A 23,247-nucleotide genomic window follows, 5' to 3' on the forward strand; every position below is an offset into this window, starting at 1 on the left:
CCATGCCGCCCCGCAATCTGCCGGCCAATTAACGGGGAACATGCCAGATGGATATGGCAGTCGTAGAGCTTTCCCGCCTTCAGTTCGCGCTGACGGCCATGTACCACTTCCTTTTCGTGCCGCTTACGCTTGGCCTTTCGTTCATGCTCGTCATCATGGAGAGCATCTACGTGATGACCGGGCGGGAGATCTGGCGCGTTGTCACGCGCTTCTGGGGCAAGCTGTTCGGAATCAATTTCGTGCTGGGTGTGGCCACGGGCCTTACCATGGAATTCGAGTTCGGCACGAACTGGTCGTACTATTCCCACTACGTTGGAGACATCTTCGGCGCGCCGCTGGCGATCGAGGGGCTGATGGCCTTCTTCCTCGAAGCGACGTTCGTGGGCCTGATGTTCTTCGGCTGGGACCGGCTGTCGAAGATCGGGCACCTGCTGGTGACCTTCCTGACCGCGCTGGGCACCAACCTTTCCGCGCTGTGGATCCTGATCGCCAACGGCTGGATGCAGAACCCGGTGGGCGCGACGTTCAATCCCGACACGATGCGCATGGAAGTGACCGACTTCTATACGGTGCTGTTCAATCCGGTGGCGCAGGCCAAGTTCGTCCACACCGTCAGCGCGGGCTATGTCTGCGCCTCGGTCTTCGTGATGGGCATTTCGGCGTGGTACCTGCTCAAGGGCAAGTGGACCAACGTCGCCCGCCGGTCGATGATGGTGGCGGCCGCGTTCGGCCTTGCCTCGTCGCTGTCGGTCGTGGTGCTGGGCGACGAATCGGGTTACGCCCTTACCGACAACCAGAAGATGAAGCTCGCCGCGATCGAATCGATGTGGCACACCGAACCGGCGCCGGCCGGGCTCTCGCTGTTCGGCATCCCTGACATGCAGGCGCAGGAAACGCGGTTCGACATCAAGGTCCCCTATGTCCTCGGCCTGATCTCCACGCGCAGCCTCACGGGCGAGGTGACCGGCATCAACGAACTGGTGCTGCGCGCCGACCAGCGCATCCACAGCGGGTTGATCGCCTATGACGCGGTGGAGAAGCTGAAGGCCGACCGGAACGACATCGCCGCGCGCGCAACGTTCGAGAATCACAAGGCTGATCTCGGCTATGCCCTGCTGCTCAAGCGGCATCTGGCCGATCCGCGCCAGGCGAGTGACGCGCAGATCCTCAAGGCCGCGTGGGACACCGTGCCCAACGTGCCGGTGATGTTCTGGCTGTTCCGCTTCATGGCGGGGCTGGGCTTCTTCTTCATCGCCTTCTTCGCGGCGGCCTTCTGGTGCGCATCGGTCTGCCAGTTCAACCGCACATGGTTCCTGCGCGTGGCGGTGGCGATCATTCCGCTGCCGTGGCTGGCGATCGAGTTCGGCTGGGTGCTGGCGGAAATCGGCCGTCAGCCGTGGGCGGTGGACGGCGTGCTGCCGACCTTCCTTGGCGCATCCTCGCTGACGGTCGCGCAGGTCTGGGCGACGATCGCCGGCTTCACGCTGCTCTACGGCACGCTGGCGGTGATCGAGGTGCGGCTGATGCTGGCGTCGATCCGCAAGGGACCGGTCGAACATCACGCGCCGGCTGCGCAGCACGGCATGAACGGCGGCTTCGCGCCGCTGCCGGCGGAATAAGGAGACAGGCGCATGGGTATCCCGCTCGACTATGAAACGCTGCGCCTGATCTGGTGGGTGCTGCTGGGCACGCTGCTGATCGGCTTCGCGCTGACCGACGGTTACGACCTTGGCGTGGCGGCGCTGCTGCCGTTCGTCGGCAAGGACGACGAGGAGCGCCGGCTGGTCATCAACGCGGTGGCGCCGCACTGGGAAGGCCATCAGGTATGGCTGATCCTGGGCGGTGGCGCGATCTTCGCCGCCTGGCCGTTCGTCTACGCCGTGAGCTTCTCCGGCTTATACCTCGCCATGTTCCTGGTGCTGGCGTCGCTGATCCTGCGACCGGTGGCGTTCAAGTACCGCTCCAAGAAGCCCGATGCGGGCTGGCGCGCGCGGTGGGACTGGGCGCTGTTCATCGGCGGCTTCGTGCCCGCGCTGGTATTCGGCGTGGCCGTTGGCAACGTCCTGGCCGGCGCGCCGTTTCGGCTGGATAGCGACTTGCGCGTAACCTACGAAGGCACGTTGCTGGGCCTGTTCACGCCCTTCACGCTGCTCACCGGCCTGCTGTCGGTGACGATGGTCGTGCTCCACGGCGCGGGTTGGCTGGCGGTGAAGATCGAGGACGGCCCGGTGATGGAACGCGCGCGGCGGATCGGCACCTGGGCGGCAATCGGCTCGATCGTGTTGTTCGCGGCGGGTGGGTTGATCGTGGCCAAGGGCGGACTGGGTTTCCGCCTGGACGGGTTGATCGACGCCGCCGGGCCTTCCAATCCGCGCTTTTCCAGCGCGGCGGCGGCGCCCGGCGCATGGCTGGCCAATTACGGTGCGCATCCCTGGATGCTGGTCGCGCCGCTGCTGGGCCTTGGTGGTCCGGCGATCGCGCTGGCGGGCATCCGCGGGCGCAGTTCCGTGCTGAACCTGATCGGGTCCGCGCTGGCGACGGTGGGCATCATCGCCACCGTCGGCCTGTCGATGTTCCCGTTCATCCTGCCCAGTTCGATCGATCCGCGATCGAGCCTGACGGTGTGGAACGCCTCGTCGAGCCACCTCACGCTGTTCGTCATGCTGCTGGTGACGGTGATTCTCCTGCCGATCGTGCTGGCCTATACAAGCTGGGTCATGAGCGTGCTGTTCGGCCGCGTGACGATCGAGGATGTCCGCACCAACCCCGATTTCTACTGAGGATACGGACCGATGTGGTATTTTTCGTGGATTCTCGGCCTGGGCCTGGCGCTGGCCTTTGGCATCATCAACGGCATGTGGCACGAATTCAACTCGCCGATCGACGACGATCCCGCGATCTGACGCGATCAACCGATCCGGACCCTGCCGGGACTGTCATGGTCCTGCGCGCTGGGGGCGGGGGGCCTGTGCGGCTTCCCGCCCCTTCTTTTGACCGATCAGGCGGATTTTGGTGTGTTTGTGCCGATGGCGGGGCTTGTGTGGCGTCGCGAAACACTTACGTCACGGAAGTCATGAAGCCAGCAGACCTCTCCGACCTGAAGGCCAACGCCAACCGCATGGCCCAGCGGCTCAAGATCATGAGCCATCCCGAACGGCTGCTCATGCTGTGCCGGATGGACGAGGGCGAGGTATCGGTGAACGAGCTGGTCGCGCTGACCGGCCTGTCGCAATCGGCCGTGTCGCAGCATCTCGCCATGCTGCGCGAGGAAGGCGTGGTGGCAATCCGTGGCGAGGCGCAGACCCGGTTTTACAGCCTGAAGGACCCGGTGGTCCGCGCGATCATCCATGCCTTGTGCATCATCTGCGATCAGCAGGGCGACAGCGGGCGGGATGCGGGGCAGGCGGCGGCCTGAACCTTCAGCTTTCCAGTTCAACGTCCCAGTACAGCCAGTCGCGCCAGCTCGCGTGCAGGTAGTTGGGCGGGAACGCCCGGCCCTTTTCCTGCAATTGCCAGGTGGTGGGCCGGATCGGTTCCTCCATCAGCCGCATGTGGGCCTGCTTCGGCGTCCGCCCGCCCTTGCGCAGATTGCACGGCGCACAGGCGGTCGACACGTTTTCCCAGGTGGTGCGGCCGCCCAGGCGGCGGGGTACCACGTGATCGAACGTCAGCTGGTCCGGGCTGCCGCAATACTGGCACACGAACCGGTCGCGCAGGAACAGGTTGAAGCGGGTGAAGGCCGGAAACTCGCTGGGCCGCACGTACTGGCGCAGCGCGATCACGGAAGGGATCTTCATGTCCAGCGAAGGGCTGTGCACCTCGCGGTCATACGTGGCGATGATGTCCACCCGCTCCAGGAACACGGCCTTGATCGCGGTCTGCCATGGCCACAGGCTGAGCGGATAGTAGCTCAAGGGGGTGTAATCGGCATTGAGGACAAGCGCGGGGCAACCCGACAGGTTCCGCGCGGCATCGCCGCTATGGGGCCTGGCCGCAGCCGCCCGCTCTATCAACGCGGTATGAAGCATGCTCCGGCGCGTCTCCCGCAAACCTGCCTTGCCGGCGCCGGTTCGGCGAACCAGGGCCTGCCAGAGCGGGCAGCGGCAGCAGGAGGAATGCCCGCCTGCGTGGCTATGTGGTAAATCTGCGTGACCGCTTCGTGACGCATGCCAGCCAAGGAACACGGCAGGGCGGGATGCGTCAAGAGCCTTGTCCCCGCGCTATCCACAGCTTGTCCTGCAGGTAGGGCGCCGGGCAGCGTCGGGTCGCGCTGCCTTCAGCCGGCATAGGCCTTGATCAGATCGAACAGGAAATCGCGGCCGACGAACAGCGAGCGCACCTCGATCCTTTCGTTCAAGCCATGGGCGCCGTTGCCGTCGGGATCACCCCACATGCCGGGAACGCCATAGGTCGGGATGCCCACGGCGCCCAGGAATGTGGAATCGGTATAGCCGTTGGCCATCACCGGCACGAGCGGGACGCCGGGGAAATACTTCGCCACCAGCTTGCGCGCCGGATCGATCACCTTGGGCGATAAGGGCGGCGGGGGTGGCGAGGGGCGCAGCGGCGCCAGCGCGGTGACGGTCACGCCCGGATCGCCGATGATCGCGGCCAGTTCGCCCCGGATCGCTTCGACCGAATGGCCGGGAAAGATACGGCAGTTGATGTTGGCGCCGGCGCGCTGGGGCAGCGCGTTGCGGGCATGGCCGCCATCCAGCATCGTGGCGACGCAGGTCGTGCGCAGGTTCGAATGCAGGAACGGGTCGGTATTGACCACCGCTTCCGCCGCCTTGTCCGCCGGGTTGGCCGCGAGCGCGACCATCGCCTTGCCGATGGCATCGTTGCGCGCCGTGCCCGCCGCGCGGAAATAGGCGCGGGTGGTATCGGTGAATTCCACCGGAAATTCATGCGCTTCCACCCGGTCGAGCGCGTGGGCGAGCTGGTAGATCGCGTTGTCCGGCCGGGGCACCGAACTGTGGCCGCCGGGATTGCGCGTTTCCAGCCGGTAGTTGCCGAAGGTCTTTTCGCCGACCTGGATGGTCTGCTCCACCACCTTGCCCCCGGCGGCCACGGCGCGTCCGTCGGTGGTGCCACCGCCGCCCTCGTTCAGCGCGAATTCGGCATCGATCAGGTCCCGCCGGTTGGCGGCGAGCCATTCCGCGCCGTTGAACGCGCCGTTGGTCTCCTCGCCGCAGGTGAGCGCGATCTTGACCGTGCGGGCGGGCTTGTAGCCGCTTTCCCGGAAGCGGATCAGCGTATCGACCAGCATCGCCGCCATCGATTTCACATCGCCCGTGCCGCGCCCGTAGAAGTAGCCGTCTTCCTCGACCAGCTTGAACGGATCGCGCTCCCAGTCCTCGCGCTTGGCCTCCACCACGTCGATATGGGCGATCGCGAGCAGCGGCTTCAGCGTCTTCGACGTGCCGGGATAGACCGCGACGAGACCGCCGTCCTTGGGGTGTTCGGGCGTGCTGAACAGCGTGATCTGGCTTTCGGGCAGCCCGGCCGCGCGCAAGTGGGCGGCCATGCGCTCGGCCGCGAGCGTGCAGCTGCCCGCCGAAAGCGTGGTATTGGTTTCGATCAATTCGCGGAACAGGTCGCGGAACTGGGCCTGGTCCGGCCGCAGCGGCGCTTCCGCCGCCTGCGCGCCGGTCGATGCCATCAGCAGCCCCGCCAGGGCCAGCCCGGCCACCCTGGAGCGCCATCCGGATCGCTTCGTCATCGTTCCTCCCCCTGCTTGCCCGCTCATGTCCGCGTCGCCCTCAGCCGGCGTAGGCCTTGACCAGATCGGTCAGGAAATCGCGGCCGGTATAGACGGCCTTGGCGCGCATCCGCTCGTTGAGGCCGTGCGCGCCGTTGCCGTCGGGATCGCCATAGAGGCCCGGCGGGCCATAGGATGGAATCCCCACCGCTTCGAGGTAGATGCCGTCGGTGGCGCCGGTGGACATCACCGGGACCAGCGGTACGCCCGGATAGTACTTCGCCACCAGCTTCTCGGCCGGACCCAGGATCTGCGGAGTCAGCGGCGGCGCCTTGGGCAGCGGGCCGCGATCGTCGATCTTGGTCACCGTCATCCGCGGATCGGCGATCACGTCGGTCAGCGTCTTCTGCACGGCTTCGAACGAGACGCCGGGGAAGATGCGGCAGTTGACCGTGGCCGCCGCGCGCTGCGGCAGCGCGTTGTTGGCGTGGCCCCCTTCGAGCAGCGTGGCGACGCAGGTCGTGCGCAGCATCGAATGGAACGAGCGGTCGGTGTTGAGCGTGGCTTCGGCCTGCTTGTCGGCCGGGTTGGCCACGATCGCCAGCATGGCCTTGCCGATCGCGTCGTTCCGCGTGGCGCCCAGCTTCGCGAAATAGCCGCGCGTGGTGTCGTTCAGCATCAGCGGGAATTCGTAGTCGCGCAGCTTCACCAGTGCGTCCGACAGTTCGTAGATCGCGTTGTCGCGGATCGGGATCGAACTGTGGCCGCCGGGATTGGTCGCCTCGATCTTGAAGTTGGCGACGACCTTTTCGCCGACGTGCAGGTTCTGCTGGATCACCTTGCCTTCCGGCGATCCGTCGGTGCGGCCGCCGCCGCCTTCGTTCAGCGCGAATTCGGCGTCGATCAGGTCGCGCCGGTTCTCCGCCAGCCAGCGCACCCCGTTGAACGCCCAGCTCGTCTCCTCGCCGCAGGTCAGCGCCAGCTTGAGCGTGCGCTTGGGGCGATAGCCTTCGGACTTGAAGCGCATCAGCATGTCGACCCAGATGGCGTCCATCGCCTTCATGTCGGCCACGCCGCGGCCATAGAAATAGCCGCTTTCCTCGATGAACTGGTAGGGATCGCGGGTCCAGTCCTCGCGCTTGGCGACGACGACGTCGAGATGGCCAAGCAGGAGGATGGGCTTCAGCGTCTTCGAACTGCCCGGCAGCACCACGACCAGCCCGCCTTCCTTGGGATGATCGGGCACGGCGAAGCGGGTGATCTGCGTGTCGGCGAAGCCGGCGGCCTTGAGATGGCCTTCGATCTTGTCGGCCAACGCGGTGCAGCTGCCGGTGGTGATCGACGTGTCGGTCTCCACGAACTCCTTGTAGAGTTCGCGGAACTTCGCCTGATCGGCGCGCAGCGGTGCGGGCGCGTCGGCGGCGTGGGCGGCTGGTGTCATGAGTGTGGCGGCAAGCAGGCTGGCGGCCAGGGCGCCAAAGCGGAACGAACGCATTCCTATCCCCTGAAAAAGCGTTTCCATGGCGCCCGTTTCAGCATCATTCCCGGCCCTTGGGAAGCGGCCCGGCAATGCCTTTTTCGCGCGCGCGCGGCCGATCGCGGCAAACCGTGCGGATTTGTGACCATTCCTTGTGGAAAATCCCCCGCATCAGGGCTCTTTCGCTTGGGCTTGGGCGCGGCTCTGCCTATATGCTCGGTATGGCCAGCTCTTCAGAAAACACCCCGAACACCAATTCCTACGGCGCGGATTCGATCAAGGTCCTCAAGGGTCTTGACGCGGTCCGCAAGCGGCCGGGGATGTACATCGGCGATACCGACGACGGGTCGGGCCTGCACCACATGGTGTTCGAGGTTTCCGACAACGCGATCGACGAGGCGCTGGCCGGGCATTGCGACCTGGTGCTGATCGAGCTGAACCCGGACGGATCGGTTTCGGTCGAGGACAACGGGCGCGGCATCCCCACCGGCATTCACGCCGAAGAGGGCGTGTCGGCGGCCGAGGTCATCATGACCCAGCTGCACGCCGGCGGAAAGTTCGAGAACACCAGCGACGACAACGCCTACAAGGTTTCGGGCGGCCTCCATGGCGTCGGCGTCTCGGTGGTCAACGCGCTGTCGGAATGGCTGGAACTCACCATCTGGCGCGACGGCGAGGAACACTGGATGAAGTTCGCGCATGGCGATGCGGTCGCGCCGCTGGCGGTGCGCGGGCCGGCGCCCGAAGGCAAAAAGGGCACGCGCGTGACCTTCCTCGCCTCGGACGAGACGTTCAAGAACGTCACCGTCTATGATTTCGAAAAGCTCGAACACCGCTACCGCGAACTGGCGTTCCTCAATTCGGGCGTGCGCATCCTGCTGCGCGACAAGCGCGGCGAGGAGGTCAAGGAGCACGACCTTTTCTACGAGGGCGGCATCGCGGCCTTCGTGCGCTATCTCGATCGCAACAAGGTGGCCCTGCTTCCCGATCCGATCGCGATCTCCGCGCAGCGCGACGGCATCGGCATCGACGTCGCGCTCGAATGGAACGACAGCTACTACGAAAACGTGCTGTGCTTCACCAACAACATCCCGCAGCGCGATGGCGGCACGCACCTGGCGGCGTTCCGCGCGGCGCTGACGCGCACGCTCAACGGCTATGCCGAAAAATCGGGCATGCTGAAGAAGGAAAAGGTCAGCCTGACCGGCGACGACATGCGCGAAGGGCTGACGGCGATCGTGTCGGTCAAGCTGCCCGACCCCAAGTTTTCCTCGCAGACCAAGGACAAGCTGGTCAGCTCGGAAGTGCGCCAGCCGCTCGAAAGCCTGATGGGCGACAAGATGAGCGAGTGGCTGGAGGAAAACCCGGCCCACGCCAAGGCGGTGATCCAGAAGATCATCGACGCCGCCGCCGCGCGCGAAGCGGCCAAGCGCGCCCGCGAACTGACGCGGCGCAAGGGCGCGATGGACATCGCCAGCCTGCCCGGCAAGCTCGCCGACTGTCAGGAGCGCGATCCCAGCAAGTGCGAACTGTTCCTGGTCGAGGGTGACTCGGCAGGCGGAAGCGCCAAGCAGGGCCGCGACCGCCATTACCAGGCGATCCTGCCGCTGAAGGGCAAGATCCTGAACGTGGAGCGCGCGCGGTTCGACCGGATCATCTCGTCCAAGGAAGTCGGCACCCTGATCCAGGCGATGGGCACCGGCATCCGCGACGAGTTCAATCTCGAAAAGCTGCGCTACCACAAGATCGTCATCATGACCGACGCCGACGTCGACGGTGCCCATATCCGCACGCTATTGCTGACGTTCTTCCACCGGCAGATGCCCGACATCATCCGCGCCGGGCACCTCTTCATCGCCCAGCCGCCGCTCTACAAGGTCGCCAAGGGCCGGTCGGAAGTCTATCTCAAGGACAATGCCGCGCTCGATCGCTACCTGATCGAGGCGGGCCTTGCCGGGCGCGTGCTGGAAACGGCCGGCGGCGCGCGGGGCGGCGTGGAACTCGATGCACTGGTCGAACACGCGTTGCGGATGCGCAACCTGATGGCCTTCGTGCCGCGCCGCTACGATCCGGCGATCATCGAGGCGCTGGCGCTGGCCGGAGCGCTCGATCCCGATTTGTCTGCCGATGCTCGCGTCGAAGCGCTGGCGCGCACGGCCCGCTGGCTGGACCGGGGCGATACCGAAGCACGCTGGAGCGCGGGGCTTTCCGAAGAGGGCGGTTATCACATCCAGCGCCAGTGGCGCGGGGTGACCGACCACCACATCATCGAGCCGGGCTTCCTGACCAGCGCCGAAGCGCGCAAGCTGGCGCGGCTGACGGCCGAAACCGCCGAGGTCTATTCCGCCACCGCGCGGCTGGTGCGCGCCTCCGCCGCCGCGGTTGAACCCGAACCGGCCGTCACCGCCGACGAGAGCGAGCAGGAAGTGGCCAAGCCGCGCGCCGAGCCGAAGGACGCGATCACGCGCCCGTCCGAACTGCTCGATGCGGTGCTGGCCGGCGGCCGCAAGGGCCTGTCGATCCAGCGCTACAAGGGGCTGGGCGAAATGAACGCCGAGCAGCTCTGGGAAACCACGCTCGATCCGGACAACCGCTCGCTGCTGCAGGTCAAGGTGGAAGACGCCGACGTGACCGACGAGATATTCACCCGCCTGATGGGCGACATCGTCGAGCCGCGCCGCGATTTCATCCAGGAAAACGCGCTCAACGTCGCCAATCTGGACGTCTGATCCGATGCTGACAGCCAGCATTCCGTGGGATCAGGCGGCCACGATGATCGATCTGGAAGGGCGCGCGCCGATCATCGGCACGATCCGCGACTGCGCGATGCACTACACGCTCTACAAGCCCCATGCCCGCACCCAGGCGCGCGTGCTGCTAACCGTGCCGGTGCACCGCGAAGGCCGCGCCACGCGGACCTGGGTGCTCGATCCGGACGAGATCGCGCAGCTGGCGGACTGGCTGGCGGCGGAACAGTAATCCTGCGGCGGTCGCGCCGTCGTTTTCCCATGGCGGGCGGCCGCGCGCAGGTTCCCTGCGGCCCCTTCCTCTGCCATAGCGGCGGGCGTGACCTTGCCTGACGAACCCTATACCTATTCCTACTACGCCGAAGAGGACGAGCGGGACTTCACCGACCCCGGCCTGTTCTTTCCCGAAGCCGCGTCCGCTGCGTCAGCCCCGCCTGCCCCCGCCTGGACCGATCCGGCCGAGGCGCTGCACGCGGTGTTCGGGTTTTCGGCGTTCCGGGGCGTGCAGGAACAGGTTGTGGCGCGCGTGCTGGCGGGGCAATCGACGCTGGCGGTGATGCCCACCGGCGCGGGCAAGTCGCTGACCTACCAGTTGCCGGCCGTGATGATGGCGGGCACGTGCGTTGTCGTGTCGCCGCTGATCGCGCTGATGCACGATCAGTTGCGCTCGGCCACGGCCAACGGCATCCGCGCGGCGGCGTTGACCAGCGTCGATACCGACCGGGGGCAGACCATCGACCGCTTCCTCTCGGGCGATCTCGATCTGCTCTACGTGGCGCCTGAACGCGCCAGCCAGCCGCATTTCCGCGAATTGCTGACCCAGGGCCGCGTGGCGTTGTTCGCCATCGACGAGGCGCATTGCGTATCCGAATGGGGGCACGATTTCCGCCCCGATTATCGGCTGCTGCGGCCGATGATGGACATGTTCCCGGCAGTGCCGCGCCTGGCGCTGACCGCCACGGCCGACCGGCACACGCGCGCCGACATCCTCGAACAGCTCGGCATCGCCGAAGACGGGCTGATCGTGGCGGGGTTCGACCGGCCGAACATCCGCTATGCCATTACCCCGCGCGAAAATCCGCTGCGCCAGCTTACCCGCCTGATGGCGGAGCAGCCGGGGCCGGGCATCGTCTATGCCCCCACCCGCGCCGGGGTGGAGCGGCTGGCGGAACAGCTTTCGGGGCAGGGGCGGCCGGTGCTGCCCTATCACGCCGGCCTGCCGCCCGAAGTGCGCGCCGCCAACCAGGCCGCCTTCGTCGCCAGCGAGGACATGGTGATGGTGGCGACAGTGGCCTTCGGCATGGGCATCGACAAGCCGGACGTGCGCTTCGTGGCCCATGCCGCCCTGCCCAAGTCGATCGAGGGCTATTACCAGGAGACCGGCCGCGCCGGGCGCGATGGCGATCCGTCGGTGGCGCTGCTGCTGTGGGGCGCCGACGATTTCCTGCGCGCGCGCCAGCGCATCGGCGAGGTCGAGGAACATCGCCGCGCCAGCGAACGCCAGCGGCTGGATGCCATGGCCGGGCTGGTCGAGGCCGGCGGGTGCCGCCGCGCGGTGCTGCTGCGCCACTTCGGCGAGGACCCGCCGCCGACCTGCGGCAATTGCGACAACTGCCTGTCTCCGCCCGCGCAGACCGATGCCACCGAGCTGGCGCGCAAGTTCCTGTCCGCCGTCTATCGCACGGGGCAGAGCTTCGGCTTTGGTCATATCGAGAAAGTGCTGACCGGCCGCGCCGATGAACGCGTGACGGCGCGGGGGCACGATCAGCTGTCGGTCTTCGGCATCGTGCCGGCGGAGGACGCGCCGCTGCTGCGTGTGCTGTCGCGGGCCTTGCAGGCGCGCGGCAGCCTTGTCGCCACCGAGCATGGCGGGCTGGCGCTGGGCGGCGATGCGCGCGAAATCCTGAAGGGCGATGTGCGCGTCGACCTGATCCTGCCGCCGCGTCAGGAAGGCGGCGGCAGGCGGCGCAAGGGGGCGGCCGGTGCCGCGCTCAACCCGGTGGGCGATCCGCTGTTCGACGCGCTGCGCGCGCTGCGCCGCGATCTGGCGCAGGAACAGGGCGTGCCGCCCTATGTGATTTTCCACGATTCGGTGCTGCGCGAGATGGCGGCAACCCGCCCCGCCAACCGCGCCGAACTGGGCGGGATCGGCGGGGTGGGCGCGCGCAAGCTCGACGCCTATGGCGAGCAGTTCCTCGAGGTCATTCGGCAGCATTGAGCGCAGGTTGCGCGCTGCGCGTCTTCCAAAGCGAATAGAGGACGCCCGCCGCGATCAGGCCGAAGGTCACGCCCAGGCTGGCCAGCGGCGGAAACTTCGCGCCGCCCAGCAGGAAGTCGGACACGAAGATCTTGGCGCCGATGAACACCAGCACCGCCGCCAGCGAGACCTTGAGGTACTGGAAGCGGTCGACCATCGCCGAAAGCGCGAAATAGAGCGCGCGTAGGCCCAGCACCGCCATGATGTTCGAGGTATAGACGATGAAGGGGTCGGTGGTGATCGCGAAGATCGCCGGCACGCTGTCCACCGCGAACACCAGATCGGCGACGTTGATGACCACCAGCGCCAGGAACAGCGGCGTCGCGGCCAGCACCAGCCGGCCGGTGCGGCGATCGGGCACGCGCACGAAGAAGCGCTGGCCGTGGAGCGCGGGTGTCACGCGCATGTGGCGGCTGATCCAGCGCACGGCGGGGTTGTTGGCCACGTCGGGTTCGTGATCGCCGCCCAGCAGCATCTTCACGCCGGTGAAGATCAGGAAGGCGGCGAAAAGATAGAGCACCCAATAGGCTTCGGAGACCAGCGCCGCCCCTGCCGCGATCATCGCGCCGCGCAGCACGATCACGCCGATGATGCCCCACAGCAGCGCGCGGTACTGGTACTTCGCCGGAATCGCGAAGGTGCCGAAGATCAGGCCGATGACGAAGACATTGTCGATCGACAGCGCCTTTTCGATGAAGAACCCGGTGTACCAGGCCATGCCGGAATCGGCGCCCTTTTCGGCCCAGACCCAGGCGCCGAAGAGCAGGGCGATGGTGATGTAGAAGGCGGTCAGCCGCAGCGATTCGCCGATGCCCATGGCCCGGTCGTCCTTGTGCAGCACGCCAAGGTCGAAAGCGGTGAGCGCGACGACCAGGCCGACGAAGACCAGCCACAACCAGGCCGGAGTGCCCAGCCAGTCCGCGAACAGAATTTCCATGGTCGCTCTCCGCCTTAGCCGTGCAGGGCGATGCGGCGGCGCATCAGGCGGCCAAGGCGCTGGCGCAGCGCCAGCTTGGCGCGCGTCAGGCGCAGGATTGCCAGCGGATCGGGCCAGCGGCGGCGGCGCTCGGCGCGCAGCGCCTCGTCGATCTGCTGGTGGCGCTCCATCAGGCGGAAGGTAATGTCGGACATCGTTTGCTCCTCGATCGAAACGGTTGGTTCGATCGGGCGCACCGAAGCCCTGCGGTCCATGGGCGGGAAATGGGAAGGAACCCGGACCGGCAGGCATCGGTGTCACCCGATGCGGTCCGACATCGCAAGGCGCCTGCCCGAATGGGCCAGCGCGCCAAGCCAGAGGGGCCCGGTCCCGCGATCCCTTTGTGGACCGAATCGCTCCGAATTTCAAGTCCCCGGCCGGGCAAGGGTGAGGGCGGGGCGCCGAAACCGGCCCGCGCGCTTGCCGTTCGCGCGCCCAATCCCTACGTTGGCCGGGTGCTGAGCCGGCTTCCTTCACGGCTGGCGGCGCGGTTCTGGGCCGCGCTGCTGGTCCTGACCGTGGCGTTCCACGCAGTCACGCCTTTCGAGGCGCCGCTTGTGGTGCGCAGCGGGTCGGCGTTCAGCGCGGCCACGGCGGAAGTCGCCATCGCGCCCGCGCGCAAGACCGCGGTCGAGCGTTACGTCGTGCAGATGGCGCCGGTGCTGCCGACGGTGTCGGCCGTCGTCTTGCCGACGATGCCGCTGGTTGCGGCGATTCCCCATGCCTGGCCCGACCAGACCGGCCCGCCGCTTCCCGCGCCGCTGGCGCGCAAGATCGCGCCACGAGGTCCGCCCACCCCCTGATGTGCCACCGCGCCCCACGTTCGGGCGCAGACTTCACGCATATCAGGAATACCGACATGACCATTCAGGAAAGCAGCCCCGCTGCTCTCGCCCGTAGCGCGCATATCGAGGCGCTGCTGGCGGCCTACCCCGACGTATCCACCGAGGAGCACGGCGTGCTCGTCAATTACTTCCGGCGCGAGGCCAACGCGCTCGACATCGGCATGATCGCCAGCAATCCCGCCATCGCCAGCGGCTATGCCCGGTTCCGCGGCGATCATATCGACCGGTTCACGCTGAAGGACGTGATGAAGGGCGTTGCCGGCGCGGCCGTGCTGGTGCTGTGCGTCGGCCTGATCATGTTCCGGGCGCTGTAGAGCCGGACGGCGGCGCCTTTATTCGTCATTGCGAGGGGCGAAGCCCCGCGGCAATCCAGGGCGTGGCGCGCGGGGCTCTGGATTGCTTCGCGGGTCGCTCGCAATGACGAAGCGGGGACGAAGCGGGCGATGCACCGCCTGCCTTACCGCAGCAGGTGGCCGGTGCGGTCGCGCTTGGTGGCGAGGTAGCGTTCGTTGTGCGGGTTGGCGGGCAACTGGTGCGCCACGCGCTCCTCCACGTCCACGCCCAGTTCCTGCAGCGCGGCCACCTTGCCGGGATTGTTGGTCATCAGCCGGATCGTGGTGACGCCCAGCAGATCGAGCATCCGCGCCGCCACGGGAAAGTCGCGCGCCTCGCTGGGCAGGCCAAGCCGCTCGTTGGCGTCCACGGTGTCGAAGCCCTGGTCCTGCAGTTCGTAGGCGCGCAGCTTGTTGATCAGGCCGATGCCGCGCCCTTCCTGGCGCAGATAGAGCAGCACGCCCCAGCCGCCGGCGTTGGCTTCCTCCGCCATGCGCGCCAGCGCGGCGTCAAGCTGTGGGCCGCAATCGCACTTCAGGCTGCCCAGCACGTCGCCGGTCAGGCATTCGCTGTGCAGGCGGACCAGCGGCACGCGCTCGCCGCTCTGCGTGCCGAGAATCAGCGCGACGTGTTCGCGCAGGTCGTCGCGCGCGCGGAACGCCACGATCTCGGCGTGTTCGCAGGCGTGAACCGGCAGGCGTGCGCGCGCCTGGATGGTCAGGTTGAGCGGGTCCTTGAACGCCGCGAGGTCGGCGGCGGAGACCGTGACCGCCGGTTCCACTCCCGTCGCCACCAGAAAGGCGGGGAGGATGCCGGCCAGCCGCGCCAGTTCCATCGCGGTGACGGCGGCTTCGTGTGCCGCGATCGGCAGGGCGCGGAACGGGCCGCGCAGCGGGCGGTCCAGATCGAGCGAGGGATCGGCCAGCTCGCGCGCACTGAGCTGGGTGAACGGGTCGGCGCCGTGGATCAGCACCGGCGCCTCGGGCACGGCCGCCTCGCGCTGATTGGCGAGCTTCAGCGTGGCCGCGCGGGCGGCGGATATCAGCAGGTTCGCGGCATAGACGCCGGGCTGGGCAAAGCCGGTTTCCGCCGGAAGCAGGTCCAGCGCGCCATCATCGGCGGTGACGCGCACGGCCCAGCCATGGCGCAGCGCGTCCAGCGCGCGCGCAACCGTGCGCGTATCGCTCACAGGTCGAACCCGGTCACCAGCGGAATGTGGTCCGAAGGCTGGTCCCACTTGCGCGTTTCCTCGACGAAGCGGTGGCTCGTCGATTGCGCGGCAAGATCGGGCGAGGCCCACATATGGTCGAGCCGCCGGCCCTGGTCCTTGTTGCGCCAGTATGAGCGATAGCTCCACCAGCTGTAGTTCCGCTCTGGCGCGGGGATATGCTTGCGGCCCAGGTCGATCCAGCCGTGCGCGTCGCGGAAGCGGCCCAGCGTTTCGACCTCGATCGGCGTGTGGCTGACCACCTTGAGCAGCGCCTTGTGGCTGTAGACGTCCGATTCGAGCGGGGCGATGTTGAAATCGCCGACGATCAGCGTGGGCCGGTCCACCTTGTCCGCCCAGCGCGTCATCCGTTCGAGGAAATCGAGCTTCTGCCCGAACTTGGGGTTGAGTTCACGGTCGGGAATGTCACCGCCCGCCGGGATATAGACGTTTTCCAGCAACATCCCCTGGCCGGGGCCGAGCAGTTCCACGCCCACATGGCGCGCCTCGCCATTGTCCTGCCAATCGTGCCGGCCGATCTCGCGGAAGGGAACGCGGCTGACCGTGGCGACGCCGTGGTAGCCCTTCTGCCCATGCACCGCGCGGTGGGTATAGCCCAGCCGTTCGAACATTTCGTGCGGGAACAGTTCCTCGGCGGTCTTGATTTCCTGGAGGCACAGGACGTCGGGCGCCTGTTCGGCCAGGAAGCGCTCGACCTGATCGATGCGCAGGCGGACGGAATTGATGTTCCAGGTAGCGATAGAGACCATGGCCAAGGCTTTAGGTGCAGGCCGGTAGCCGGTGCAAGCCCGAAGCGCTGTCTCGTGATCGCTGCCTGAACGGGCAAGGAAAAACCCTCGCCCCGGGGGCATTGGGGGCGAGGGTTCCATCTGCGTTCGTCACGCTTAGACGCGGCGGCTTTTCGAAGGCCGGGCAACAGGGGGGAAACCCGCCTCGACCGCCTCGTCTGAACCCGTTCTAGGACCGCCGCGCTTGCTGGCGGATGAACGGAAACGACAAGTTTGTCGCAGCTTGTCGCGTGCCGCGCACAGGTTGTTGCCGAAGCGTCGCGTGCCGGCGACGAACGGCCGGAAGGCCCGTCCGGTAAAGAACGGGTCGCCGGGATCGCGGGCAGACCGCGTCAGTGCTTGGGCGAGTTGGGACGCGGATCGTTCCAGCGGAACGTGTTTTCTGGCACATCGATGCCGTATTGCTGGCCCGACAGGCGCACGGTGGTTCGCTTGTTCTGCGAATCGAGCGCAACCCAGCTGTCGAGTTCGAGTCCGCCCGGCGCGGAAGCCTTGCGAATGAAGATCAGCGTGATCGTGCCGTATTCGGGGTGGCGCGTGTCGCGCACCTCGATGCTGACCACGCTGGAATGGTTGGTCGGTATCAGCCGCGCAAAGCGGGCGACGTCCTTGCTGGGATCAAGCAACGCGCCCAGCGGGCTGTTGCGGATCGGCCAGCGCTGGACCTGCCGCACCTCGTAGTCGATCAGCGTCAGCGCGCGCCCGTCCGAGACGATCAGCAACGGTACGCCACGTTCATACTGGAAGCGGATCTTGCCCGGGCGCTTCATCGTCATCACGCCGGACAGCGATTGGCCGGACCGGTCGGTCTGGACGAAGTTGGCGCGCATCGTGGTGATCGCGCGCAGCGCATCCACCGCGCGGTCGACGTCGTTGGCGGGAGCCGGCGCGGGCGCGTTCTGCGCCGCGAGCGGGGCCGGGGACATCACGGCGCCAAGGCCAGCGGACGCCATCGCGGAAACCGCGACGGCGTGCATCAGGCGGGATCGGCCGGGAAGGCGGAAGAGATCAAGTATCATGTTCATCGCCGTTTGTTGCAGGACCGGCGTTGAACTCGCCGTGAACCGGGAAGGTTCCGGCGAACGGTAGGCGGAACGCCTTACTTGATCTTGGCTTCCTTGAATTCGACGTGCTTGCGCGCCACCGGATCGTACTTGCGGAAGCTGAACTTCTCGGTGCTGTTGCGGGGATTCTTCTTGGTGACATAGAAGAAGCCGGTGTCGGCGGTCGAGACCAGACGAATCTTGACGGTGGTGGGCTTTGCCATGGCTCTAACAATCCTGAACTAGCTTGCGCGCGCGTGCTGAAAACTATTGCGGCGGCGCGTTGCCACGCCGCCTTCGCAGGGCGCGGGCGTTGGGGGAGAATCACGCGAAAGTCAAGCCTTGGGATAAGGGTGCAGCGGTTCCACCAGACCGAAGCGTTCCTTGAGCGGCTTGTCCTTCAGCGGCGGCAGATCGAGCGGTGGCACATCCACGCGGGTATCGGGCATGCGGTCCAGCAGGTTGCGGATCACGGTCAGCCGGCCCCGGCGCTGGTCGTTGAAGTCCACAAGCGTCCACGGCGATTCGGGCGTGTGGGTGGCGGCCAGCATCGCCTCGCGCGCTTCGGTGTAGGCCGCGTACTTGCCGCGCGCCTCCAGATCGACCGGGGAGAGCTTCCAGCGTTTCATCGGATCGTCGCGGCGCTCGGCAAAGCGGCGTTCCTGTTCCTCCTGATCGCAGGTCAGCCAGTATTTGAACAGCAGCAGGCCGTCCGTCACCAGCAGCTTCTCGAACGTGGGCGCCTGCGCCAGGAAGGCGCGGACCTGATCCTCGCTGGCATAGCCCATCACGCGCTCCACACCGGCACGGTTATACCAGCTGCGGTCGAACAGCACGATCTCCCCGGCGGCGGGGAGGTTGGCGATATAGCGCTGGAAGTACCACTGGCCCTGTTCGCGCTCGGTTGGCTTGGGCAGCGCCACGGCGCGACACTGGCGGGGGTTGAGCCGCTGGAGGATGGCGTGGATCACGCCGGTCTTGCCCGCGGTGTCGCGCCCTTCGAAGATCACCAGCACGCGCGCGCCGGTCTTTGCTACCCAGCGCGCCATGCAGGTCAGTTCCTCCTGCATGGGTTCCAGCAGGTCTTCGTAGTCCTTCTTCTTCAGTTCACCCATGGAGCCCCGTGCCTGTGCGATTCGAACGGAGGGTGAGCGTGCACGAAAAAGGGGCATACAAGAAAGGGGCAGCCCGCGAGTGGCCGCCCCTTTCCCTCGGGATTCCAATTCGTGCGATCAGCGAACCGAACCGCGCCGCACCAGATTGACGATCGCCAGCAGGATCACCGCGCCGAGGAACGACACGATAAGGCTGCCTGCCGAAATGCCCTGGGTGATGCTGCCGCCGCCGATGAAGGGCGTGAGCAGAAACCCGCCGAGCATCGCGCCGACGATGCCGACCACGATATTGAGGAAGATACCCTGCTGTGCGTCGGTGCGCATCACGATGCTGGCCAGCCAGCCCAGAATGCCACCCACGATGAGAAGGACGATGATACCCATTTTCCGGACATCCCCATTGTTGCCTTGATGCCTTTCACAATCCGGCGGCGGGGATTTGGTTCCGGAAACCCCGCCGTTATGGCGCGATTGATCGGCGGCTGGGAGAATCGGTGGGGCGGGGACCGGTGGGGCGGTCAGGTGCGCAGTAGCCAGAACATCGCCGCCGCGCCCGCCACGATGCGGTACCAGGCGAACGGCGTGAAGCCGTGCCGGCTGACATAGGCGACGAAGAAGCGGATCACCGCCAGCGCCACCACGAACGAGACGAAGAAGCCCACCGCGATCTCCGCCCAGCCCACGCCCAGCGTGCCGGCGGCCAGTTCGTGCCGCTTGTCGAGCAGTTCCAGCGTGGTCGCCCCCAGCATCGTCGGGATGGCCAGGAAGAAGCTGAATTCGGCGGCGGTGCGGCGCTCGATGCCCATGGCCAGCGCGCCCATGATGGTCGCGCCCGAACGGCTGACGCCAGGGATCATGGCCAGGCACTGCACGAAGCCCACGCCCACGGCCTGTCGCAGCGGCAACTGGCCGATCCCGGTCGGTTCACCGCCCTTGGCGAAGCGTTCCACCACGAGAATGCCGATGCCGCCCACGATCAGCGCCCAGCACACCACCAGCGGGCTGCCGAGCAGACCCTCGATCTGGTGCTTGAGCAGCAGGCCGATGACCGCGGCGGGCATGAACGCGGCCAGCAGGTTGCGCAGGAAGCGCAGCGACAGCGGCTCCAGCCGGAGCAGGCCCATGCCGACGGCCCAGAACGTGCGCCAGTATTGCACGACCACCGCCAGGATCGCGCCCAGCTGGATGACCACGTTGAACATGGCCCATTGCGCGGCGTCATAGCCGAACAGTTCGGTGGCAAGGATGAGGTGCCCTGTCGAGGAGACCGGAAGGAACTCGGTGAGGCCCTCGACGATGCCGAGCAGTACGGCGGTAACGATCGTGCTGTCCATGCGCAGGGCGTTGCCGCAGCGCAGCACGGTGTCAAGGGCGGTCGGCGTTCGGCAACCTTAAATTTCGGCAATGCCTTGCGGCGCACACGCGATCAGGCGGCGGCGTCCTGGAATTGCAACCGCGCAAGCCGCGCGTAGAGCCCGTTGGCGGCGGTCAGGCTGGCGTGGTTGCCCTGTTCGACGATCTTGCCGCCATCCATCACGATGATCCGGTCGGCCGCGCGGATCGTCGCCAGCCGGTGCGCGATGACCAGCGTGGTGCGGTCCTTCATCAGCCGGTCGAGCGCGGCCTGCACCAGCTGTTCGCTTTCGGCGTCCAGCGCGCTGGTCGCTTCGTCAAGCAGCAGGATCGGGGCGTTGCGCAGCACCGCGCGGGCGATGGCGATGCGCTGGCGCTGACCACCGGAAAGGCGTGCGCCGTCCTCGCCCAGGAAGGTATCGAGCCCTTCGGGCAGCGCGCGCAGGAAGCTTTCGGCGTTGGCGGCGCGCGCCGCTTCCCAGATGTCCTCGTCGCTGGCGGCCCAGTTGCCATAGCGCAGATTGTCGCGCGCGCTGGCGGCGAACAGCGTGCCGTCCTGCGGCACCAGCGCCATCCTCGCGCGAATCTCGGCCGGATCGGCCGACGGCAGCGGCACGCCGTCGATGCGCACGGTGCCTGCCTGCGGATCGTAGAACCGCTGCGCCAGCAGGAACAGCGTGGACTTGCCCGCGCCGGAAGGCCCGACGATCGCCACCGTCTCGCCCGGTTCGACGGTCAGCGAGAAGTCCTCCAGCGCCGCCACTTCCGGGCGGCTGGGATAGCGGAAGCCGACGTTCTGGAACGCCAGCTGGCCGCGCGGCGGCACGGGCAGCGCGGTCGGCCGCGCGGGCGGGGCGATGTCGGGCTGTTCCAGCAGCAGTTCGTTGAGGCGGCTGGCCGCGCCGGCGCCGCGCAACAGGTCGCCATAGACTTCGGTCAGCGCACCCAGCGCGCCGGCGACGAGGCCCGCCGTCACCACGATCGCGAAGATCGTGCCACCGCTGATAGTGCCTTCGGCCACACCCACCGCGCCTTCCCACACGAGCAGGACGATGCCGCCAAACACCAGCAGAATGACGATCGCCGTCATCACCGCGCGCAGGATGATGCGGCGGCGGGCCACGTCAAACGTGCGTTCGACGCGCTCGCCGAACCGCTCCAGCTCGCGCTCTTCCTGCCCGAAGGCCTGGACGATCTTCATCGCGCCCAGCGTTTCCGACACGATCACGCCGATCGCGGCGACGCGGTCCTGGCTCGACCGCGAAACGGAGCGCACGCGCCGGCCGAACCACACGATCGGCAGGACCACGAGCGGGATGCCGATGATCACCGCGCCGGTCAGCTTCGGCGCCAGCACGAACAGGTAGATCATGCCGCCCAGCGCCATGATCGCGTTGCGCAGCGCCACCGAAACCGTGGTACCGACCACCTGTTCGATGATCGCCGTGTCGGAGGTCATGCGCGAGGAGATTTCCCGGGGGCTGTTGGTTTCGAAGAAGCTGGGCGGCAGGCGCAGCAGGTTGGCCTGCACTTTCAGGCGGATGTCGGCGACCACGCGCTCGCCCAGCCACGACACGAAATAGAACCGGCAGGCGGTGCCGACGGCCAGCACCAGCACGACCAGCAGCAGATAGCGGAACCAGCGGCCGATCTCGGTGATGTCCGCCCCTTGCGAGAAGCCCTTGTCGACGATCAGCTTGAGGCCGGAGGGGATCGCCAGCGTGGCGCTGGCGGTGACGAGCAGCGCGGCAGCGGCGGCGGCGACCCGTCCCGGATAGTCGAGCGCCTGGCGCCATACCATGCGCAAGGGGGTCAGGGTGCGCGCGGGGCGCGGGGCTTCGACAGGCTGGGTTCCCTCGTCCATTCCGCTCGCCTAGCCGAAGCGCGCCCGCGCAGGAAGGGGGCGCATGCCGGTAAGGCGTGGCAATGCTTTTTCCGCAGTCCGTCCCGCGCGATCGGGGCGAGGATTAGGGTCCGGTTTGGTCCGGTCGTAGCGCGATCTTCAATGTTGCGTTGCACAAGGCAACGAATCGCGGCAATCTGGGGGCAAGCGAGTCCCGGTGTTGCCGGGCAACAGAACAAGGACAACGGCCGTGCTCTACAAGGCCTATGAAATCCAGCGCTCCCTGCTCAGCGCCAGCAGCGCGATGGCGTCGATGACGGCGGATCTGCTGGGCGATCCCCGGCTTCCGTTCAGCGGCTTCGGCCCCAGCCAGATGATGGCATCGGCGCTGGAAGTGTTCGCCCACGCGGCGGCCCCGCGCGGCAAGCCGGCGTTCGGCATCCGCACGATCCATGTCGATGGCACGACCCACGCGGTCCGGGAATCGACGGAAATCCATCGCCCGTTCGGCGATCTCAAGAAGTTCACGCACGAAGGGCTTCCGCCCGACGCGCCGCGCCTGCTGATCGTGGCGCCGATGAGCGGCCATTACGCCACGCTGCTGCGCGGCACGGTGGAACGGATGCTGGAACGCTGCGTGGTCTACATAACGGACTGGGCCGACGCGAAATACGTGCCGCTGGCCGAAGGGCGCTTCGACCTGGACGATTACATCGACTATCTGGTCGGCTTCCTCGAATATATCGGCCCCGGCGCGCACATGATGGCGGTATGCCAGCCTTCGGTACCGGCCTTTGCCGCCACCGCGATCATGGCGGCCAAAGACCATCCGTGCCGACCTGTGACGCTGACGATGATGGGCGGGCCGATCGATACCCGCGAATCGCCCACGGCGGTGAACGATCACGCGATCACCAAGCCCTATGTGTGGTTCAAGCACAACGTCATCACCACGGTGCCGGTGAACTATCCGGGCGAGGGGCGGCAGGTCTATCCGGGCTTCGTCCAGCTCGCGAGCTTCATGTCGATGAACCTCGGCAGCCACATGATGAGCCACTATTCGCTGTTCAAGCACCTGGTGCAGGGCGATGGCGAAGGCGCCGAGGCGACCAAGACGTTCTATGACGAATACCGCGCCGTCTGCGATCTGCCGGCGGAGTTCTATCTGCAGACCGTGGATGTCGTGTTCCAGCGCCACGCGCTGCCCAAGGGCGAATTCGTCCATCGCGGGCACGCGGTCGATCTGGGCGCGATCCACGACACCGCGATCCTGTGCATCGAGGGCGAGCGGGACGACATTTCGGGCATCGGCCAGACCAAGGCCGCGCTCAAGGTGACGCCGAACGTGCCGGAGGAAATGAAGCAGTACCTCCTCGCCGCCGAGGCGGGGCACTACGGCATCTTCAACGGATCGCGCTGGCGGACCAAGATCGCGCCGGTGGTCGATGCGTGGATCGTGCGCCACGAAGGCCGGGGCAAGGGCCGCAAGCTGACGGCCGTCGCCTGAAGACAGGCGGTGCGGAAAGAAGACTTCCCGCACC

General features: G+C 66.9%; 23 protein-coding genes. 10 read left to right on the forward strand and 13 right to left on the reverse strand.

Annotated features, from left to right (window positions below; genetic code table 11):
* Positions 1–47: 47 nt before the first annotated feature.
* The 4 genes from F1640_RS12540 to F1640_RS12555 all read left to right on the forward strand — a co-directional run bounded on the left by F1640_RS12540 (position 48) and on the right by F1640_RS12555 (position 3,415).
* Complete coding sequence (locus F1640_RS12540) at positions 48–1,619, forward strand: cytochrome ubiquinol oxidase subunit I (protein ID WP_194919470.1); 1,572 nt, start codon at positions 48–50, stop codon at positions 1,617–1,619.
* A gap of 12 nt (positions 1,620–1,631) precedes the next feature.
* The gene (gene cydB / locus F1640_RS12545; RefSeq protein ID WP_194919472.1) at positions 1,632–2,780 is read left to right on the forward strand and encodes a cytochrome d ubiquinol oxidase subunit II; all 1,149 of its coding nucleotides are present in this window, start codon (positions 1,632–1,634) and stop codon (positions 2,778–2,780) included.
* 12 nt (positions 2,781–2,792) lie between these two features.
* A complete protein-coding gene (gene cydX / locus F1640_RS12550; protein ID WP_124809957.1) occupies positions 2,793–2,903 on the forward strand; it encodes a cytochrome bd-I oxidase subunit CydX in 111 nt (36 codons plus the stop codon).
* Positions 2,904–3,073: 170 nt separating this feature from the next.
* Positions 3,074–3,415: a helix-turn-helix transcriptional regulator gene (locus tag F1640_RS12555; protein ID WP_124809956.1), complete on the forward strand. Its 342-nt coding sequence runs from the start codon at positions 3,074–3,076 to the stop codon at positions 3,413–3,415.
* Positions 3,416–3,419: 4 nt separating this feature from the next.
* Here the strand turns inward: F1640_RS12555 and F1640_RS12560 are convergent, their stop codons facing one another.
* The 3 genes from F1640_RS12560 to F1640_RS12570 all read right to left on the reverse strand — a co-directional run bounded on the left by F1640_RS12560 (position 3,420) and on the right by F1640_RS12570 (position 7,196).
* Positions 3,420–4,028 (reverse strand): HNH endonuclease, encoded by a 609-nt coding sequence (locus tag F1640_RS12560; RefSeq protein WP_124809955.1) that lies wholly within the window; start codon positions 4,026–4,028, stop codon positions 3,420–3,422.
* Positions 4,029–4,276: 248 nt separating this feature from the next.
* Positions 4,277–5,722 carry a M20/M25/M40 family metallo-hydrolase gene (locus F1640_RS12565; protein WP_194919474.1) on the reverse strand — a complete coding sequence of 482 codons (1,446 nt, stop codon included), beginning with the start codon at positions 5,720–5,722 and terminating at the stop codon, positions 4,277–4,279.
* 40 nt (positions 5,723–5,762) lie between these two features.
* Positions 5,763–7,196, reverse strand: a complete 1,434-nt coding sequence (locus F1640_RS12570) for a M20/M25/M40 family metallo-hydrolase (RefSeq protein ID WP_194919476.1) — start codon at positions 7,194–7,196, stop codon at positions 5,763–5,765.
* A 203-nt stretch (positions 7,197–7,399) separates the two neighbouring features.
* Between F1640_RS12570 and gyrB the strand changes: the two genes are divergently transcribed.
* The 3 genes from gyrB (at position 7,400) to recQ (ending at position 12,143) form a co-directional block, all read left to right on the forward strand.
* Complete coding sequence (gene gyrB / locus F1640_RS12575; protein WP_194919478.1) at positions 7,400–9,907, forward strand: DNA topoisomerase (ATP-hydrolyzing) subunit B; 2,508 nt, start codon at positions 7,400–7,402, stop codon at positions 9,905–9,907.
* Positions 9,908–9,911: 4 nt separating this feature from the next.
* On the forward strand, positions 9,912–10,157 hold the full coding sequence (locus tag F1640_RS12580) for a hypothetical protein (RefSeq protein WP_124809951.1): 246 nt from the start codon (positions 9,912–9,914) through the stop codon (positions 10,155–10,157).
* Between the two features lie 234 nt (positions 10,158–10,391).
* The gene (gene recQ, locus F1640_RS12585; RefSeq protein ID WP_255530536.1) at positions 10,392–12,143 is read left to right on the forward strand and encodes a DNA helicase RecQ; all 1,752 of its coding nucleotides are present in this window, start codon (positions 10,392–10,394) and stop codon (positions 12,141–12,143) included.
* Here the strand turns inward: recQ and F1640_RS12590 are convergent.
* Positions 12,127–13,119, reverse strand: coding sequence for a TerC family protein (locus tag F1640_RS12590; RefSeq protein WP_194919480.1), 993 nt, complete (start codon positions 13,117–13,119; stop codon positions 12,127–12,129). The genes recQ and F1640_RS12590 overlap by 17 nt on opposite strands.
* 14 nt (positions 13,120–13,133) lie before the next feature.
* Positions 13,134–13,313 (reverse strand): DUF465 domain-containing protein, encoded by a 180-nt coding sequence (locus F1640_RS12595; protein ID WP_124809949.1) that lies wholly within the window; start codon positions 13,311–13,313, stop codon positions 13,134–13,136.
* A 300-nt stretch (positions 13,314–13,613) separates the two neighbouring features.
* Here F1640_RS12595 and F1640_RS12600 point away from each other — a divergent pair, with 300 nt between their 5' ends.
* A complete protein-coding gene (locus tag F1640_RS12600) occupies positions 13,614–13,961 on the forward strand; it encodes a hypothetical protein (RefSeq protein WP_194919482.1) in 348 nt (115 codons plus the stop codon).
* 56 nt (positions 13,962–14,017) lie between these two features.
* Positions 14,018–14,317, forward strand: coding sequence for a hypothetical protein (locus F1640_RS12605; protein ID WP_194919484.1), 300 nt, complete (start codon positions 14,018–14,020; stop codon positions 14,315–14,317).
* Positions 14,318–14,460: 143 nt separating this feature from the next.
* On the opposite strand, the gene ribA is transcribed toward F1640_RS12605, so the two are convergent.
* The 8 genes from ribA to F1640_RS12645 form a co-directional block, all read right to left on the reverse strand.
* Positions 14,461–15,525, reverse strand: coding sequence for a GTP cyclohydrolase II (ribA, locus tag F1640_RS12610; protein ID WP_309229255.1), 1,065 nt, complete (start codon positions 15,523–15,525; stop codon positions 14,461–14,463).
* Positions 15,522–16,313 (reverse strand): exodeoxyribonuclease III, encoded by a 792-nt coding sequence (locus F1640_RS12615; RefSeq protein WP_194919488.1) that lies wholly within the window; start codon positions 16,311–16,313, stop codon positions 15,522–15,524. Before F1640_RS12615 ends, ribA begins: the two co-directional genes overlap by 4 nt.
* Positions 16,314–16,684: 371 nt before the next feature.
* A complete protein-coding gene (locus F1640_RS12620) occupies positions 16,685–17,371 on the reverse strand; it encodes an outer membrane lipoprotein carrier protein LolA (protein WP_255530358.1) in 687 nt (228 codons plus the stop codon).
* 80 nt (positions 17,372–17,451) lie between these two features.
* Positions 17,452–17,619: a 50S ribosomal protein L33 gene (gene rpmG, locus F1640_RS12625; RefSeq protein WP_124809944.1), complete on the reverse strand. Its 168-nt coding sequence runs from the start codon at positions 17,617–17,619 to the stop codon at positions 17,452–17,454.
* A 111-nt stretch (positions 17,620–17,730) separates the two neighbouring features.
* A complete protein-coding gene (gene ppk2 / locus F1640_RS12630; protein WP_194919490.1) occupies positions 17,731–18,510 on the reverse strand; it encodes a polyphosphate kinase 2 in 780 nt (259 codons plus the stop codon).
* A gap of 117 nt (positions 18,511–18,627) precedes the next feature.
* On the reverse strand, positions 18,628–18,894 hold the full coding sequence (locus tag F1640_RS12635; protein WP_124809942.1) for a GlsB/YeaQ/YmgE family stress response membrane protein: 267 nt from the start codon (positions 18,892–18,894) through the stop codon (positions 18,628–18,630).
* A 134-nt stretch (positions 18,895–19,028) separates the two neighbouring features.
* On the reverse strand, positions 19,029–19,844 hold the full coding sequence (locus F1640_RS12640; RefSeq protein ID WP_124809941.1) for an undecaprenyl-diphosphate phosphatase: 816 nt from the start codon (positions 19,842–19,844) through the stop codon (positions 19,029–19,031).
* A 92-nt stretch (positions 19,845–19,936) separates the two neighbouring features.
* Positions 19,937–21,727 (reverse strand): ABC transporter transmembrane domain-containing protein, encoded by a 1,791-nt coding sequence (locus F1640_RS12645; RefSeq protein WP_194919492.1) that lies wholly within the window; start codon positions 21,725–21,727, stop codon positions 19,937–19,939.
* 229 nt (positions 21,728–21,956) lie between these two features.
* Here F1640_RS12645 and F1640_RS12650 point away from each other — a divergent pair, with 229 nt between their 5' ends.
* Positions 21,957–23,213, forward strand: coding sequence for a polyhydroxyalkanoate depolymerase (locus F1640_RS12650; protein ID WP_124809939.1), 1,257 nt, complete (start codon positions 21,957–21,959; stop codon positions 23,211–23,213).
* Positions 23,214–23,247: the final 34 nt, after the last annotated feature.

Origin of the sequence: Novosphingobium sp. NBM11, from assembly GCF_015390225.1 — a bacterium.
Taxonomy (GTDB): domain Bacteria; phylum Pseudomonadota; class Alphaproteobacteria; order Sphingomonadales; family Sphingomonadaceae; genus Novosphingobium.

Excerpts from the sequence above, each read along its gene's own strand:
- F1640_RS12540 (WP_194919470.1), top strand. The coding sequence starts at position 48 with ATGGATATGGCAGTCGTAGAGCTTTCCCGCCTTCAGTTCGCGCTGACG.
- cydB (WP_194919472.1), top strand. The coding sequence starts at position 1,632 with ATGGGTATCCCGCTCGACTATGAAACGCTGCGCCTGATCTGGTGGGTG.
- cydX (WP_124809957.1), top strand. The coding sequence starts at position 2,793 with ATGTGGTATTTTTCGTGGATTCTCGGCCTGGGCCTGGCGCTGGCCTTT.
- F1640_RS12555 (WP_124809956.1), top strand. The coding sequence starts at position 3,074 with ATGAAGCCAGCAGACCTCTCCGACCTGAAGGCCAACGCCAACCGCATG.
- F1640_RS12560 (WP_124809955.1), bottom strand. The coding sequence starts at position 4,028 with ATGCTTCATACCGCGTTGATAGAGCGGGCGGCTGCGGCCAGGCCCCAT.
- F1640_RS12565 (WP_194919474.1), bottom strand. The coding sequence starts at position 5,722 with ATGACGAAGCGATCCGGATGGCGCTCCAGGGTGGCCGGGCTGGCCCTG.
- F1640_RS12570 (WP_194919476.1), bottom strand. The coding sequence starts at position 7,196 with ATGCGTTCGTTCCGCTTTGGCGCCCTGGCCGCCAGCCTGCTTGCCGCC.
- gyrB (WP_194919478.1), top strand. The coding sequence starts at position 7,400 with ATGGCCAGCTCTTCAGAAAACACCCCGAACACCAATTCCTACGGCGCG.
- F1640_RS12580 (WP_124809951.1), top strand. The coding sequence starts at position 9,912 with ATGCTGACAGCCAGCATTCCGTGGGATCAGGCGGCCACGATGATCGAT.
- F1640_RS12590 (WP_194919480.1), bottom strand. The coding sequence starts at position 13,119 with ATGGAAATTCTGTTCGCGGACTGGCTGGGCACTCCGGCCTGGTTGTGG.
- F1640_RS12595 (WP_124809949.1), bottom strand. The coding sequence starts at position 13,313 with ATGTCCGACATTACCTTCCGCCTGATGGAGCGCCACCAGCAGATCGAC.
- F1640_RS12605 (WP_194919484.1), top strand. The coding sequence starts at position 14,018 with ATGACCATTCAGGAAAGCAGCCCCGCTGCTCTCGCCCGTAGCGCGCAT.
- F1640_RS12615 (WP_194919488.1), bottom strand. The coding sequence starts at position 16,313 with ATGGTCTCTATCGCTACCTGGAACATCAATTCCGTCCGCCTGCGCATC.
- F1640_RS12620 (WP_255530358.1), bottom strand. The coding sequence starts at position 17,371 with ATGATACTTGATCTCTTCCGCCTTCCCGGCCGATCCCGCCTGATGCAC.
- rpmG (WP_124809944.1), bottom strand. The coding sequence starts at position 17,619 with ATGGCAAAGCCCACCACCGTCAAGATTCGTCTGGTCTCGACCGCCGAC.
- ppk2 (WP_194919490.1), bottom strand. The coding sequence starts at position 18,510 with ATGGGTGAACTGAAGAAGAAGGACTACGAAGACCTGCTGGAACCCATG.
- F1640_RS12635 (WP_124809942.1), bottom strand. The coding sequence starts at position 18,894 with ATGGGTATCATCGTCCTTCTCATCGTGGGTGGCATTCTGGGCTGGCTG.
- F1640_RS12640 (WP_124809941.1), bottom strand. The coding sequence starts at position 19,844 with ATGGACAGCACGATCGTTACCGCCGTACTGCTCGGCATCGTCGAGGGC.
- F1640_RS12645 (WP_194919492.1), bottom strand. The coding sequence starts at position 21,727 with ATGGACGAGGGAACCCAGCCTGTCGAAGCCCCGCGCCCCGCGCGCACC.